Source organism: Caulobacter sp. Root1472, assembly GCF_001426985.1.
GTDB classification, from domain to species: Bacteria; Pseudomonadota; Alphaproteobacteria; order Caulobacterales; family Caulobacteraceae; genus Caulobacter; species Caulobacter rhizosphaerae.
In genome coordinates this window covers 1-14819 of record NZ_LMFX01000051.1, presented here as the reverse complement: position 1 = coordinate 14819, position 14819 = coordinate 1, and the positions used below count along the sequence as shown (strand labels likewise).

The window sequence follows — 14819 nt, the reverse complement described above, 5'->3', positions numbered from 1 at the left end:
CGCATCGGAAGCGCGCGGTTGACACGGAAGACGCCAAGCGGTCCAAGGCGGCATGGCTGAACTCGACTTCGCCGGACCTGTGCTGTCGGAAGGCGGAACCTGGCGGTTCCCGCCCCATCAACCCCTGCCGCTCGACTCCGGCGCCCAGCTGGAAAACCTGGAGATCGCCTACCGCACCTGGGGCGAGCTGAATGCGGACGGCACGAACGCCGTCCTGATCTGCCACGCCCTGACCGGCGACCAGCACGTGGCCGGAACCCACCCGGTCAGCGGCAAGCCCGGCTGGTGGACCCGCATGGTCGGCCACGGCCGGCCGATCGATCCGGCCAAGCACTTCATCATCTGCTCGAACGTGGTCGGCGGATGCATGGGCTCGACCGGTCCCGCCTCGATCAACCCGGCCACCGGCAAGGCCTACGGCCTGACCTTCCCGGTCATCACCATCGCCGACATGGTGCGCGGACAGGCCATGCTGGTCGAGGCCCTCGGGGTCGAAACCCTGCTGGCCGTGGTCGGCGGCTCGATGGGCGGCATGCAGGTCCAGCAATGGGCGGCCGACTATCCCGACAAGCTGTTCAGCGCGGTGATCGTCGCCTCGGCCTCGCGCCACTCGGCCCAGAACATCGCCTTCCACGAGGTGGGCCGCCAGGCGATCATGGCCGACCCCGACTGGAAGGCCGGCGCCTACGCGCAAGGCAAGTCACGGCCGGAAAAGGGCCTCGCCGTCGCCCGGATGGCCGCCCACATCACCTACCTGTCCGAACCGGCCCTGCAGCGGAAGTTCGGCCGCGAACTGCAGCGCGACGGCCTGTCGTGGGGCTTCGACGCCGACTTCCAGGTGGAGAGCTATCTGCGCCACCAGGGGGCCAGCTTCGTCGACCGCTTCGACGCCAACTCCTACCTCTACATCACCCGGGCCATGGACTATTTCGACTTGGCCGCCGCCCATGGCGGGGTGCTGGCCCAGGCGTTCGCCGGGGCGCGCCATGTGCGCTTCTGCGTGCTGTCGTTCACCAGCGACTGGCTCTATCCGACCGCCGAGAACCGCCACATCGTCCGCGCCCTGACCGCCGCCGGCTGCCGGGCGGCCTTCGTCGAGATCGAGAGCGACAAGGGCCACGACGCCTTCCTGCTGGACGAACCGGTGATGGACGCGGCGTTGCAGGGCTTCCTCGGCTCGGTCGAACGGGAGCGAGGCCTGTCCAAATGATCCGCGAGGACTTCAAGGAGATCCTGCGCCTGGTCCGCCCCGGCTCTCGCGTGCTGGACGTCGGCTGCGGCGAGGGCGTGCTGCTGGACCTGCTGACCCGGGAAAAGCAGGTCGACGGCCGCGGGCTGGAGATCAGCGCCGCCGGGGTCGCCGCCTGCATGTCGCGCGGCCTGTCGGTGGTGCAGGGCGACGCCGACCAGGACCTCGACCACTTCCCCGACCGCACCTTCGACTACGCCATCCTGTCCCAGACCCTGCAGGCGACGCGGCGGCCGCGCCACGTGCTGGACGAACTGCTGCGCATCGCCGACCGGGCCGTGGTGTCGTTCCCCAATTTCGGCCACTGGCGGGTGCGCTGGTCGCTGCTGCATCGCGGCCGCATGCCCGAGACCGAGGCCCTGCCCCTGCCCTGGTGGTCGACGCCCAACATCCACCTGTGCACCCTGGCCGATTTCCTGGCGCTGACCGAGGACCTGGGGGTGCGCATCGACGCCTGCGCCGCCTTCGCGGGCAACGGCTCGGCCCGGCAGATCGACCCCACCAAGGCCATCGAGAACTGGCGCGCCGAAAGCTGCCTGTTCATGCTCAGCCGCAATCCTCCGCCGGTCCAAAGCTTGGCGCGGACGGAACCTCCAGCGACTTCAGGCGATCTCTTCGACGGATGAAGCTTCGTCTCATGACCTACAATGTCCACCGGTGCGTGGGCACGGATCGCAAGCTCGACGTCGAGCGTGTGGCCGAGGTCATCGCTGCGGAAAACGCCGACGTGGTGGCGCTTCAGGAGCTGGACGTTCGCCGGGCCCGCACCCGGGGCGTGGACCAGGCCCACCGCCTGGCCGAACTGCTGAAGATGCGCTCGCATTTCCATCCGGCCATGACGGTGGAGGAAGAGCTCTACGGCGACGCGATCCTGACCGCCCTGCCCGAGAAGAAGGTCAAGGCCGACGGCCTGCCGCTGTATCCGCGCATCCCCGGCCTGGAGCCGCGCGGCGCCATCTGGATCACGGTCGACGTCGGCGGAACGCCGGTGCAGATCATCAACACCCACCTGGGCCTGGTGCCCCAGGAGCAGAAGCGCCAGGCCGCCGCCCTGCTGGGCGAGCAATGGATGGCGCACGAGGACTGGAAGGCTCCGGGCATCCTGCTGGGCGATTTCAACGCCAGCCCCTATTCAGCGACCTACCGCCTGCTCAGGACCGTCCTGCGCGACGCCCAGGGCCGCAGCGCGTCGTGGACGAGGACGCCGACCGCGACCTTCCCCTCGAGCTTCCCGTTCATGCGCATCGACCACGTCTTCCTGACCAAGGGCCTGGAGACGGTGGCGGTGCGCTCGCCTTACGGGTCGTTGGCCCGGGCGGCCTCGGACCACCTGCCGCTGGTGGTCGACCTGGAAATCAGTCCTGCAGGTGATCCGGCAGGATCGGCGACTGGTGATCGTCCATCAGGCGGTGCAGCTCGCGCTTGAGGCGCTTGCGACGGCCCCAGGGCCGCCAGGCGTCGGTGGGCGAGATGGCGTCGCCCAGGCTCCAGTCGGCGATGAACTGCTGGACGCCGGTCAGCGGCTTGACCGGCACCGGCGCCAGGCGGCGCGGCTGGCCGTCCTTGCGATCTAATGCGTTGATCGTCGCGGCCAGGCCGCCCAGGCGGTCGTAGGTCTCCAGCACATAGCCGGTCTCATGGTCGAGGAAGTGGCCGATCAGCCGCCCCAGAAAGGCGCGAACCGCGGCGCGGCTGGTCTCGTCGGTCCCCTCGAAGGCGATGTCGCACTCGGTGTCCAGCCCGATCGAGCGGTTGTTGAGGTTGGCCGAGCCCAGGCGCAGCACCCGGTCGTCCATGATCGCCACCTTGGAGTGGACGATGATCGTCGCACCCTTCGGCGTGCGGGCGCTGAAGGCCGAGAAGCGGCCGTGGACGTCGATCTCGCGCAGGCGGTTGATGGCCGAGGTGCGGGCGCTGTCCATGGTCATCTGGTCGAAATAGCTGGGGCTGTGGGCCGGGCCGACCGTCACCACCTCGGGCCCGTCCGGCTCGGCCAGGCGGTCGGCCAGGGCTTCGACGATGATCGGCGAGGTCAGGTACTGGTTCTCCAGATAGACCAGCCGCTTGGCCGCCTTGATGCTGGCCAGGTGCATCAGCATCGACTCGTTGATCTCGGCGTCGTGCTTCCAGGCCGGCTGGGTGCGGCAGACGGCGACCGGAACGTTGCGCAGATCCGGCGTCAGATAGTCCGGCCAGGGCGCTTCTTCGGGCTTTTCCGAGCGCTCCAGCGACTCGCCCGTCGACCGGACCCAGCGGGCGATGAACAGGTCGCCCAGGGCCTCTGCCGCCTTGCCGTCGACCATCGCCGCCACCTCGTGGCGAGCCGGGTAGTGGCGGCCGGTCGGCAGGCGGCGGCGCGGGTCGTTGTCCAGGTGCTGGGTGGTGTCCCAGCGATCGACGCCGATGTCGCCGCCGCTGACCAGGGCCACCGAGCCGTCGACCACGACTACCTTCTGGTGATGGCTGGCGCTGGCCGGCAGGGTGTTGTCCAGGTGGTACTTCACCCGTGAGCCGGTGAAGAACACCTGGCCGCGATGGGGTCCGAACAGCTGCGAGGCGGCGATCGGGAAGGGCATGTCCCAGACCAGGATCCGCACGTCGAGCGCCGGGTTCAGGGCCGCCTGGCGGCGCAGCAGCAGGCCGATGCGGTCCACGTGCCGGGGGTCCCGGCTCTTGCGGACCCGGTCGGGATCCAGGCGCGTCAGCGGGTCGAACACCCAGGCCAGGATCCAGATCGACTTCTTGGCCGTCAGCAGGATGGACTTCAGCGCGTCGAACGCCTCGTCATTGTCGATGAACAGCGCCAACCGGTCGGCCTGCTCCACGCGCCAGCAGGTGGCGCCGGGCCTGAGCAGGGAAGCGGAGGTAAGCGAGGATGCGTCGTCGGCCATATCGCCCCTTGTGCCATGGAAATTCGTCAACGCACGGACCCATGTTATGGCTCCGCTTGGATTGAATGCTGACCCATGTTTGTTGAACGCCGATGACCGCCCAGACGCCCGCCCACCACGTCCTCGCCGACCGCAAGCGCCTGTGGGCCTTCTGGCTGGGCTGCCTGGTGGTCACGGCCGGGGTGATCCTGCACGTGCCGATGTACCTGATGGGGGCCGACATCGGCTACCAGCTGGCCGGCATGAAGATGGACCTGGGCATGACCGTGGGCATGCTGATCATCCCGCCCGGCTGCGCCCTGGCCGGCTGGGGCCTGCTGCCCCGGCGCGGCGTCGACCATCACCTGGAGCACACGATCGAGGTCACCCCGCCCGAGGACGCGCCGCTGTCCGCGGCACACTGGGGCCTGATGCTGGTGCTGGTGGTGGCCTTGGTCATCGACATCATGAAGCCGGCCAGCCTGGGCTTCGTAGTGCCCGGCATGATCAAGGAGTACGGGGTGACCAAGGCCATGGTCGCCTGGCTGCCGTTCGCCGCCCTGACCGGCACCGTGGCCGGCTCGATCATCTGGGGCGCCCTGGCGGACGTCTTCGGGCGGCGGGCCTCGATCCTGCTGTCGGCGGTGATGTTCGTCGGCACCTCGATCTGCGGGGCCATGCCCGATTTCTGGTGGAACGTGATCATGTGCTTCATGATGGGCGCGGCGGCCGGCGGGCTGCTGCCGGTGGTCTACGCCCTGCTGGCCGAGACCATGCCGTCCAAGCACCGCGGCTGGGCCCTGGTGCTGGTCGGCGGCCTGGGGGCGGTGGGCGGCTACCTGGCCTCGTCCGGCTGCTCGGCCTGGCTGCAGCCGGTGTTCGGCTGGCGGATCATGTGGTTCCTGAACCTGCCGACCGGCCTGATCCTGATCGCCCTGTCCGGCTTCATTCCCGAATCGGCCAAGTTCCTGATGGCCATTGGCCGCCTCGACGCCGCCCATGCGGTGATGAAGCGGTTCGGCTCGGTCGTCCGCGAGAAGGAGGACAGGCCCGAGGACCACCACCACGTCCTGACGCCGCCGCCGGTCGAGCGGCGCTTCATGGGCAAGACCGCGGCCCTGAGCATCGCCGCCGTGGCGTGGGGCCTGGTCAATTTCGGCCTGCTGCTGTGGCTGCCGGCCGAGTTGGTCGCCGAGGGCCACAGCGTCGGCGTCTCAAGCCAGCTGCTGGCCAAGTCGGCCCTGATCGCCTTCCCGACGGTCTTCGTGTGCGCCTTCCTCTACAGCCGCTGGAGCACCAAGTGGTCGATGGCCGCGACGATCGCGGTCAGCGCCCTGGGCGTGGCCGGCGTGTTGACCATCGGCCCCGGCGTCAGCCCGGTGCTGCCGGTGGCCCTGATGATCATCGGCACGAACGGCCTGCTGGCCATCCTGCTGCCCTACACCGCCGAGAGCTTCCCCCTACGGATCCGCGGCCGCGCCACGGGCTGGGTGGCGGCGTGCAGCAAGTCGGGCGGGCTGATCGCCCAGCTGCTGGGCATCCTGGCCGCCGTGCCGCCCCTGAAGGTCGCCGCCCTGATGATCATCGCGCCCCTGGCCCTGGCCCTGGCCCTGGTGGCCTGGTTCGGCACCGAGACGCGCGGCCGGGACCTGCGGGAACTGGAGAGGTAGGCGCCCTGCGTCCTTCGAGGCCCGCTACGCGGGCGCCTCAGGATGAGGAGATCAAAGCCAATCCAACATCCTCATCCTGAGGTGCGAGCCACAGGCGAGCCTCGAAGGACGCAGTGAGGATCAGCCCGCGATGGCCGCGGCGTCGCGTTCGCCGGTACGGATGCGCAGGGCCTGTTCCAGGTCCATGACGAACACCTTGCCGTCGCCGATCTTGCCGGTGTTGGCGGTGCGCTGCAGGGCCTCGACCACCGGCTCGACGACGTCGGTGGGCACGGCGATCTCCAGCTTGACCTTGGGCAGCAGCTTCACCTCGTACTCGGCGCCGCGATAGACTTCGGTCTTGCCCTTCTGTCGGCCGTAGCCGCGGACCTCGGTGACCGTCAGGCCCGAGGCGCCCGCCTCGGTGACCGCCTCAAGCACGGCGTCCAGGCGACTGGGCTTGATAACGGCGACGATCATCTTCATGGCGCGGCTCCCGCTGGCGTCGGCTTGTTCTACGACTTGAAGCTAGGCCCGGGAATCGACGGCTCCAAGGGCTTTGCGGCATTTAGAGTACCCGGCGCCTTTCGAACAGGCGCCGCCCGGACCGGAGCGGGGCCGCCGGGCGAGGGCGCAAGCACCCCCGGCGCGAAAACCCGCACGCGGGCCCGGCTGCCCCGTGGCTTGACCGCGAAGGTCTGCTTGACGGCCTCCATCAGGATCAGACCGGCGAAACGCGGCCACAGGCGGGCGCCGACCTGCTCGAATCCCTCGGCCCAGCGTGCGGCCACGCCCATGGGCGGGGCGTAGAGCGCCCGCGTCCAGCCGGCGGGCTCCAGGTCGGCCTCCCGCAGCAGGGCCTCCAGCTGATGGCGGCTGAACGGCCGGCCGTGGCCGAACGGCGTGCTCTCGGCCCCGGCCCACAGGCCGTCGCGCGACGCCACCGCGACGATCAGCCGGCCGGACGGCGCCATGACCCGCCAGAGCTCGCGCAGCACCGCGCCCGGATCGTCGGCCTCCTCCAGCGCGTGCACCGCCAGGATCCGGTCGAACATGGCGTTGGGGAACGGCAGGGCGATCTCCTCGACCAGGGTCGCGGCGTTGGCCCCGCCGGAGGGCCAGACCTCGACGCCCTGGGCCGCCGGCATGGCCGCCACCACCCGGCGCGCCTGGGGGCGGGCCTTGTCGAGGAACGGCGTGGCGTAGCCCAGGCCCAGCACGTCCAGCCCGCGCGCGTCGCCCCACGCCTCCTCGACCTTGCGGCCCAGCATCTCGCGGGCCGCGCGTCCGAGCGGACTGGCGTAGAAGGCTCTGAGATCGAGCACGTCGCGGCGCATTGAGTCTCCCGATCGATCGCATCATCTATGTAGGCGGGCGGGTCCCTGGCGTCACGTCCCGCCCCACGAGAGCATGGCCCTGCCCGGAGTCGAAACCATGTCGCTGACCGTTCACCAGTTTCCCTGCCTGTCGGACAATTACGGCTTTCTCGTGCGCGACGACGCCACCGGGACGACGGCGACGATCGACACGCCCGACGCCGACGCGATCCTGGCGGAACTGGGCAAGCTGGGCTGGACGCTGGACCTGATTCTCAACACCCACTGGCATCCGGACCACGCCGGCGGCAACGCGGCGATCCAGGCGGCGACCGGCGCGACGATCGTCGGCCCCCAGGAGGTGACCCGGATCGCGCCGCTGGACCGCGCGGTGGGTCAGGGCGACACGGTGATGCTGGGCGAGACGCCCCTGTCGGTGATCGACACCGGCGGCCATACTTTGGGGCACATCGCCTATCACGACGCGGCCGACCGCATCGCCTTCGTCGGCGACACCCTGTTCGCCTTGGGCTGCGGCCGCTTGTTCGAGGGCACGGCCGAGCAGATGTGGTGGTCGCTGTCCAGGCTGGCCGCCCTGCCCGACGACACCACCGTCTATTGCGCCCACGAATACACCGCCTCGAACGCCCGCTTCGCCCTGTCGGTGGACGACGCCCCGGCGCTCAAGGATCGGGCCGAGGCGGTGTTCGCCGCCCGCGAGCGGGGTCAGCCGACCGTGCCGACCACCATCGGCCTGGAGAAGGCGACCAATCCCTTCTTGCGCGCGCCGCTGCTGCGCCCCCATCTGCCGCCGGCCGAGGCGTTCGGCGAGATTCGCGCCGCCAAGGACGGTTTCAAGGGATGACGTTTATGGGCGGCCATCAGGGCCTTTCCGGCGATCTGGGCGGCAAGGAGATCGTCCGCCTGCTCGACCTTCAGCCGCACCCCGAGGGCGGCTGGTATCGCCGGACCTTCGAGGACGAGACGCTGATCGACGGCCGTCCGGCCTCGACCGCGATCTACTACCTGCTGCAGGCCGAGGAGATGTCGGCCTGGCACCGGATCGACGCGGTCGAGACCTGGCACTGGTACGCCGGCGCGCCGATCTCCCTGACCCTGGCCCCGCCCGACGGCGTCGGCATGACCGCCCACACCCTGGGCCCGGACCTGCGCGCCGGCTGCCGGCCGCAACTGATCGTGCCGACCGGCTGGTGGCAGACCGCCGTCAGCCTGGGGGCCTGGACCCTGGTCGGCTGCACCGTGGCGCCGGGCTTCCGGTTCGAGGGCTTCGAACTGGCGCCGGAGGGATGGCGGCCGACGGCATAGGCTTCGCGTCCTTCGAGGCTCGGCTACGCCTCGCACCTCAGGATGAGGACTTCAGCAAACGCTCCTCATCCTGAGGCGCCCGCGCGGCGGGCCTCGAAGGACGCAGAGCGCCACCAAGAAAAAAAGGCCCCGGAGCGATCCGGGGCCTTTTGCCTTACGGCGCGACCGAAGCCGGTTCGGCGGCGAGTTCGGGGTTGGTGTCGTCCGAGCCGTGCGACCACTTCTTGAGGATCGGCGACAGGGCCAGGAACAGCACGCCGATGGCGATCGCCACCAGGCCGATGACCTTGAACACCAGCAGCGACTGGGTCATGGCCGCGGCCGGGTCCAGCACCTGGCCGCCGATGGTCTCGCTGGAGGCGATGGCCGCGATCCAGCTGCCGAACAGGTTGGCCATGGCCAGCGCCATGTACCAGACCGCCATGACGAACGAGACGATCGACAGCGGCGACAGCTTGGTCATCTGCGACAGCCCCACCGGCGACATGAACATCTCGCCGGAGGTGTGCAGCATGTACATCAGGATCAGGAAGATCAGCGGCATCCGGAACGCGCCGTCGGCGAAGTGGGCGCCGATCAGCAGGATCAGGAAGCCCGCCCCCACCTGGATCAGCGACAGGCCGAACTTGACCATCGGCCCCGGATTGCGGCCGCGCCGGCCCAGCACCGTCCAGAGGGCGGCGAACACCGGAGCGAAGATCAGGATCCAGCCGGCGTTGATCGCCTGGGTCTGGGCGGCGTTGAAGGCGGTGTTGACCCACAGCTTGCCGGCCGGGTTCAGGCCGGCCGCCGCCAGCTGCTCGGGCGAGCCCAGCACGACGGCGCCGCCGAACCACTGCACCGGGTGCGACAGCAGGGTCAGGTTGACGTTGGTGGCGGCGAACAGGTTCAGGGACGAGCCGGCCTGTTCGAACAGGGTCCAGAACACCACCGCGCCCAGCACCAGCACCGTGGCCAGCAGCAGCCGCTCGCCCTCGACCTTCTCGCACTTGGCGAAGGCGAACCACAGAATGTAGCCCAGCGAGCCGAACATGCCGGCGACCAGGGTGGCGCTGACCACCGGGGTGTACTGCACCAGGAAGAAGATCAGCCCGACCACGCCCAGCGAGGCGGCGTAGATCAGGCCCTCGCGGTTGACCGGCCCCAGGACCGGGGCCTTCAGCTTGGGCAGTTCCGGCGGCTCGCCCTTGCCCAGCAGCCAGGGCTTGCCCAGCACGAAGGCCACGAAGCCGGCCAGCATGCCCAGGCCCGCGGCCCCGAAGCCCGCCGACCAGCCGAAATTGACGCCGAGCAGGCCGCAAAGGATCGCCGCCCAGAACGAACCCAGGTTGATGCCGTAGTAATAGAGGGTGAAACCCGGATCGCGGCGCGGGTCGCCCTGCGGATAGAGCTGGCCGACCAGGGTGGCGACATTGGCTTTCATGAAGCCGACGCCCACGATGATCAGCGCCAGGGCCAGCCAGAAGATGTTCAGGTACAGCGGGTCGCGGTCCTTGACGCCCAGCTTGTACTGCCCCTTGGGCAGGACGCCGGGCAGAGCGGCTTGCGCCGGCAGGTTCTTGATCTCGAAGTCGCCCTTGTCGTTGGCGGCGACCTCATAGGGCTTGTCGCCCACGATGATCCTGGCCACGCGCGCCTCCCCGCGGCCCTCGACCTTGAAGTCGTAGGTCTGGCTGGCGTAGGTCAGCGTCTGGGTAGCCGGACGGCCCTCGACCGCCATGGCCAGGTGCCCGGCCACCAGCAGGATGGCGCCGAAGGCCACGGCCTTGCGGGTGCCCAGATAGCGGTCGGCCAGGAAGCCGCCGAGCAGCGGCACGATATAGACCAGGGAGGTGTAGGAGCCGTAGTGGCCGCTGGCGACCTTGGGGTCGAACAGGAAGTGCTGGGTCAGGTAGAAGATCAGCAGCCCGCGCATGCCGTAGTACGAGAAGCGCTCCCACATCTCGGCCAGGAAGCAGATGATCAGGCCGCGCGGATGGCCTCGCAGCAGCTGGATAAGCACGGGTACGCCGGTCACCAGGGTGACCAGAATGCCGACGGCGACAACGATATTCATTCACGAACCTTGAAACGTAAAAGCGGTGGGGCGACCAGCAGGTGGTTTCGCCCTCCCCTCCCCAATTGGCGGGGAGAAGATCACGGCGCTTTGCGTTTCACAAGCAATGGCTTGCCGCGCCGGAGCCCCGTTCCCGTCCCGCGCGTTTGATAGGCGTCACCTCGTCTCACGGGAGAATTCAGCCATGGACGCCACCCATCAGGACCACCCGATCACCTGCGCCAAGGAGCCCGGCCGGGTCCAGGTGCTGTTCGAGGGCCACAGCATCGCCACCAGCGACGACGTGCTGGTGCTGCGCGAGGAAGGGCATGACCCCGTCCGCTACTTCCCGCGCGAGCACGTGGCCATGGCCTTCCTGAAGAAGACCGACAAGGTCACCCACTGTCCCCACAAGGGCCAGGCCTCGTACTACACGATCATGCGCGACCGGCAGATCATCGAGAACGCCGTCTGGTCGTACGAGGACCCGCTGCCCGGCATGGGCCAGATCGCCGGCCGGCTGGCCTTCTATCCCGAGCATTTCGACTTCCAGGTCGGCGCCCAGTCGGCGTCGGACACCGAGGCGCTCGAGCACGGCCGGACGGAGGCGGCCAACGCGCCGGGGAGCAACGGCCGGCCCGACTCGGGTTGGGCGCCAGCCCAGGGTCGCGGGGCGGAGCGCTCGTTCGCGCCTGGGGTCGACGAGGTGGTCCGGCATACCGACAGCGGCTCGGGCGCCAGCCAGGCCGAGCATTGGGACGCCAACGTCTCGATGCCGGACGACGAGGCCTGGGAAGGCGACGACATCCGCGAGGATCGCCCTCCGACGGTGGCCAAGCCCTACGAGGGAACCGGATCGATCTGAACGCCGCCGTGGAACCTCGAGCGTAAAACGTTCGTTAACCTATGAAGCGCTGCAATGACCGCAACACTCGAGCTTGAAGCCTCCCCAAGAGAGGCGTCCTGGGAGAAACGTCGTGGCTTACATCGGTTATGATTCCGGTTTACGTCCCCCTTCCGGCCGGACGCAGTCCCGACCCGCCCGCGCCAGGTTCGCCTGGGAACGGCTGGGGCTGGTGGCGGCCAGCATCCTGGCCTGGGCCGCGATCATCGCCGGGGTGCGCGCGATCCTCTAGGGCGGCGCGCTGGGTCCAGACTCAGTACGCGAAGTCCTCGAACACCCGGCTGATGTCGCCCTTCCACGCGCCTTCGTACAGCGCCAGCAGCCGTTCGGCCGGCGTGACGCCGGTCTCCGCGATCTCCTCCAGGTCGCCCAGATAGATCGTCTCGTCCAGGAAGCCGCCGTTCAGGTGGGCGCGGGCCTTGAGGCCCTGCTTGGCGATGGCCACGAAGTCCTTGGCCACGTCCTGAGCCGAACGCCCCGCGACCTGGGCCTTGAGACCCAGCCTCGGCACGTCGCGGCGCAGGCCGGCGCGATCCTCGGCCGTCCAGTCCTTGCAGAGGTCCCAGGCCGCGGCCAGGGCCGCATCGTCGTAGAACACCCCCGTCCACAGGGCCGGCAGGGCGCAGAGGCGGCTCCACGGCCCGGCGTCGGCGCCGCGCATTTCCAGGTAGGTCTTCAGGCGGACTTCCGGGAACAGGGTGGTGGTGTGGTCGGCCCAGTCCTTGATCGAGGCGCGCTCGCCCGGCAGCTCGGGGATCTTGCCGTCGATGAAGTCGCGGAAGCTGCGACCGGCGAGATCGATGTACTTATCGCCGCGCTTGGCGAAGTACATCGGCACGTCCAGGGCGTAGCGGGCGTAGCGCTCGAAGTCGAAGCCGTCCTCGAACACGAAGTCCAGCAGGCCCGTGCGGTCGGCGTCGGTGTCGGTCCAGACATTGGCGCGGGCCGACAGGAAGCCGTTGGGCTTGCCTTCGGTGAACGGCGAATTGGCGAACAGGGCGGTGGCGATCGGCTGCAGGGCCAGGCTCATCCGGAACTTGGCGACCATGTCGGCTTCGCTGGAGAAGTCGAGATTGGCCTGCACCGTGCAGGTGCGCAGCATCATGTCCAGGCCCAGGCCGCCGACCTTGGGCATGTAGTTGCGCATGATGACATAGCGGCCCTTGGGCATGACCGGCACCTCGTCCCGCCGCCACAGCGGCGAGAAGCCCAGGCCCAGGAAGCCCAGGCCCAGCTCGTCGGCCACGGTCTTGACCTCGTCCAGGTGCTGGCCGGTCTCCTCGCAGATGTCGTGCATGGTCTTGAGCGGCGCGCCGCTCAGCTCGAACTGGCCGCCCGGCTCCAGGCTGACATTGGCGCCGTTGCGCTCCAGGCCGATGATCGTCGGCCCCTCCATCACCGGCTTCCAGCCGAAGCGCTGCAGCCCAGTCAGCAGGGCGTAGACGCCCTTGTCGCCTTCGTAGGGAACCGGCGCGTGCGAGCCCAGGTAGAAGCCGAACTTCTCGTGCTCGGCGCCGACCCGGAACTGGTCCTTGGGCTTGGAGCCCTGGGCGAAATAGGCGGTCAGATCGTCCAGCGTCAGCGGACGCTCCTGGCTCACGGTTTCGGCCATCGGCCCCTCCCCAAAACACGCTTCAAGAAGGGAGGGAAGTTCCCTCCGACCAGGCCGCGAACTGTCGTGCTGCGCAGTTGGGCGTTTTCTTAGCGAACCTCAAGGGGCGCGGACAGGGTTTCGCGACAGGCGAGGCCCGCTTGCGGAAACGTAGTCTCAAATCACACCGTCATTCCGGGTCCTGTTGTTCAGAGCGGGATGACGGTTGAAAGAGGCAGGATCCGACGCCCTACCGCCAGTCCCCGGCCGCCGCCTGCCACAGGGTCATCGCCGCGATGGCCGCCGTGTCCGCCCGCAGGATGCGCGGGCCCAGCGAGACCGGGATCACGAACGGCAGCGACCGCAAGCGCTCACGCTCCTCCGGGGCGAAGCCGCCTTCGGGGCCGATCAGGATCGCGGCCGGCGCGCCGGTCTCCGCCAGCGCCTCTATCATCGACCGGGCGTCGCCGCCCTCGTCGCAGAAGACCAGGCGGCGGGCCGGGTCCCAGCTGTCGAGGATCTTGTCCAGCTTCTGCGGGTCGTCGACGGCCGGGACGTCCAGCCGGCCGGTCTGCTCGGCGGCCTCGATGGCGATGGCGTCCAGGCGGCCCAGCTTGACGAAGTCGACATTGGTCCGCCGGGTCTGGGTCAGGCGCACCCGCCGGGCGCCCAGTTCGGCGGCCTTCTCGACGATGGTCTCGACCCGGCCGCGCTTGACCATGGCGATCACCAGGTCGAGGTCGGGACCATAGGCCTGGGGCCGCGTCTGTTCCTCGGCCTTCAGCACGCAACCGCGCTTGCCCGCCTCGGCCAGGCTGCAGCGCCATTCGCCGTCCTGGCCGTTGAACACCAGGATCTCGTCGCCGACCGACAGCCGCATCACCGCGGTCAGGTAGCGCGACTGGTCGATGGTGGGCGCGACGCCGGCGCCGGCCTTGAGCGGATGCGGAACGAACAGACGGATCATGCCGTCCTTCTAGCGCAACTGGATGTTCCGGGGGTAGGCTCGACGGATGAGCAAGTCCGAAGATTACGAAGCCGAGCTCCGCGTCCTGCAGCTGGCGATGATCGGCCTGCAGCGCCAGGCGATCAAGGAAGGCTGGAAGACCGTCACCCTGTTCGAGGGCCGCGACGCGGCCGGCAAGGACGGGGCGATCGCCCGCCTGACCGAGCACGCCCATCGCCGCGCCACCCAGGTGATCTCCCTGCCCGCCCCAAACGAGCGCGAGCGCAGCGAGTGGTACTTCCAGCGCTATGTCCGCTACCTGCCCGGGGCCGGCGAGGCCGTGGTCTTCAACCGCTCCTGGTACAACCGGGCCGGGGTCGAGCGGGTGATGGGCTTCTCCACGCCGCACGAGCAGGAGCAGTTCCTGCGCGACGTGCCGGCCTTCGAGCTGATGCTGGTCGACAACGGGATCAAGCTGACCAAGTTCTGGCTCGACATCGACCAGGACACCCAGGCCGAACGCCTGAAGGCGCGCCGCGACGAGCCGCTGAAGGCCTTCAAGGTCAGCGACCTGGACGCCGTCGCCCAGGCCAAGTGGGACGACTATTCGGCGGCCCGCGACGAGATGCTGATCCGCACGCACTCCACGCCCGTCCCGTGGATCTGCGTGCGCGCCAACCACAAGAAGGCGGCGCGGCTGAACATCCTGCGCTGGCTGCTGCACGTCTCGGCCCCGAAGAAGCTGCTCAAGGGCGTTCCGAAGCCGGACCCGGAGGTGATCTTCAAGTTCGAGCCGGCGGCCCTGACGGACGGACGGCTGGCGAAGTAGATCCTCCCCCTGTGGGGCAGGGGAATCGCATATGGATTTTTGGTCCGAACGGGATTCTGAGGGTGTCTCCTTGTGAGAGGGAGACGGTCGGATGGAGACGTTCG

15 protein-coding genes and 1 pseudogene are annotated in these 14819 nt (G+C 69.0%); 10 read left to right on the top strand and 6 right to left on the bottom strand.

All coding sequences use genetic code 11. From position 1 onward, the window contains the following. Positions 1-52: 52 nt before the first annotated feature. Genes ASD47_RS24615 through ASD47_RS24605 form a run of 3 tightly spaced genes read left to right on the top strand, consistent with a single transcriptional unit; the run spans position 53 to position 2675 of the window. Entirely contained in the window at positions 53-1210 is a 1158-nt protein-coding gene (locus ASD47_RS24615) for a homoserine O-acetyltransferase (protein ID WP_056762427.1), read from the top strand. After that, entirely contained in the window at positions 1207-1875 is a 669-nt protein-coding gene (gene metW / locus ASD47_RS24610; protein ID WP_056762425.1) for a methionine biosynthesis protein MetW, read from the top strand. The genes ASD47_RS24615 and metW overlap by 4 nt, the downstream gene beginning before the upstream one ends. Then, positions 1872-2675 carry an endonuclease/exonuclease/phosphatase family protein gene (locus tag ASD47_RS24605; protein ID WP_056762424.1) on the top strand — a complete coding sequence of 268 codons (804 nt, stop codon included), beginning with the start codon at positions 1872-1874 and terminating at the stop codon, positions 2673-2675. The genes metW and ASD47_RS24605 overlap by 4 nt, the downstream gene beginning before the upstream one ends. On the opposite strand, the gene ASD47_RS24600 is transcribed toward ASD47_RS24605, so the two are convergent. Continuing rightward, positions 2605-4140, bottom strand: a complete 1536-nt coding sequence (locus tag ASD47_RS24600) for a phospholipase D-like domain-containing protein (protein ID WP_056762422.1) — start codon at positions 4138-4140, stop codon at positions 2605-2607. The genes ASD47_RS24605 and ASD47_RS24600 overlap by 71 nt on opposite strands. Positions 4141-4232: 92 nt before the next feature. Between ASD47_RS24600 and ASD47_RS24595 the strand changes: the two genes are divergently transcribed. Continuing rightward, positions 4233-5789: an MFS transporter gene (locus tag ASD47_RS24595; protein ID WP_056762420.1), complete on the top strand. Its 1557-nt coding sequence runs from the start codon at positions 4233-4235 to the stop codon at positions 5787-5789. A 120-nt stretch (positions 5790-5909) separates the two neighbouring features. On the opposite strand, the gene ASD47_RS24590 is transcribed toward ASD47_RS24595, so the two are convergent. Then, on the bottom strand, positions 5910-6254 hold the full coding sequence (locus ASD47_RS24590) for a P-II family nitrogen regulator (RefSeq protein WP_056762418.1): 345 nt from the start codon (positions 6252-6254) through the stop codon (positions 5910-5912). 29 nt (positions 6255-6283) lie between these two features. After that, complete coding sequence (locus tag ASD47_RS24585) at positions 6284-7105, bottom strand: class I SAM-dependent methyltransferase (RefSeq protein WP_056762416.1); 822 nt, start codon at positions 7103-7105, stop codon at positions 6284-6286. A gap of 97 nt (positions 7106-7202) precedes the next feature. On the opposite strand from ASD47_RS24585, the gene gloB reads away from it, so the two are divergent. From gloB to ASD47_RS27835, 3 genes and pseudogenes are all read left to right on the top strand, one after another. Beyond that, on the top strand, positions 7203-7949 hold the full coding sequence (gloB, locus tag ASD47_RS24580; RefSeq protein WP_056762630.1) for a hydroxyacylglutathione hydrolase: 747 nt from the start codon (positions 7203-7205) through the stop codon (positions 7947-7949). Next, a complete protein-coding gene (locus ASD47_RS24575) occupies positions 7946-8410 on the top strand; it encodes a cupin domain-containing protein (RefSeq protein ID WP_056762414.1) in 465 nt (154 codons plus the stop codon). The genes gloB and ASD47_RS24575 overlap by 4 nt, the downstream gene beginning before the upstream one ends. Further along, positions 8392-8530: pseudogene (locus tag ASD47_RS27835) on the top strand (hypothetical protein); the annotation flags it as partial. The gene ASD47_RS24575 and the pseudogene ASD47_RS27835, both read left to right, overlap by 19 nt. 34 nt (positions 8531-8564) lie before the next feature. Here the strand turns inward: ASD47_RS27835 and ASD47_RS24570 are convergent. Further along, positions 8565-10466: a peptide MFS transporter gene (locus tag ASD47_RS24570; protein ID WP_056762412.1), complete on the bottom strand. Its 1902-nt coding sequence runs from the start codon at positions 10464-10466 to the stop codon at positions 8565-8567. A 184-nt stretch (positions 10467-10650) separates the two neighbouring features. On the opposite strand from ASD47_RS24570, the gene ASD47_RS24565 reads away from it, so the two are divergent. Together ASD47_RS24565 and ASD47_RS26905 are read left to right on the top strand one after the other, a co-directional pair. Then, positions 10651-11310 (top strand): DUF427 domain-containing protein, encoded by a 660-nt coding sequence (locus ASD47_RS24565; protein ID WP_056762410.1) that lies wholly within the window; start codon positions 10651-10653, stop codon positions 11308-11310. A gap of 112 nt (positions 11311-11422) precedes the next feature. Continuing rightward, complete coding sequence (locus tag ASD47_RS26905; RefSeq protein ID WP_156402418.1) at positions 11423-11581, top strand: hypothetical protein; 159 nt, start codon at positions 11423-11425, stop codon at positions 11579-11581. Between the two features lie 21 nt (positions 11582-11602). Here ASD47_RS26905 and ASD47_RS24560 read toward each other — a convergent pair whose 3' ends face one another. Together ASD47_RS24560 and ASD47_RS24555 are read right to left on the bottom strand one after the other, a co-directional pair. Next, a complete protein-coding gene (locus ASD47_RS24560) occupies positions 11603-12961 on the bottom strand; it encodes a glutamate--cysteine ligase (RefSeq protein ID WP_056762408.1) in 1359 nt (452 codons plus the stop codon). A 229-nt stretch (positions 12962-13190) separates the two neighbouring features. Beyond that, entirely contained in the window at positions 13191-13907 is a 717-nt protein-coding gene (locus ASD47_RS24555; RefSeq protein ID WP_056762407.1) for a 16S rRNA (uracil(1498)-N(3))-methyltransferase, read from the bottom strand. A gap of 46 nt (positions 13908-13953) precedes the next feature. On the opposite strand from ASD47_RS24555, the gene ASD47_RS24550 reads away from it, so the two are divergent. Then, positions 13954-14715 (top strand): polyphosphate kinase, encoded by a 762-nt coding sequence (locus tag ASD47_RS24550; RefSeq protein WP_056762405.1) that lies wholly within the window; start codon positions 13954-13956, stop codon positions 14713-14715. The last annotated feature ends 104 nt before the right edge of the window (positions 14716-14819 follow it).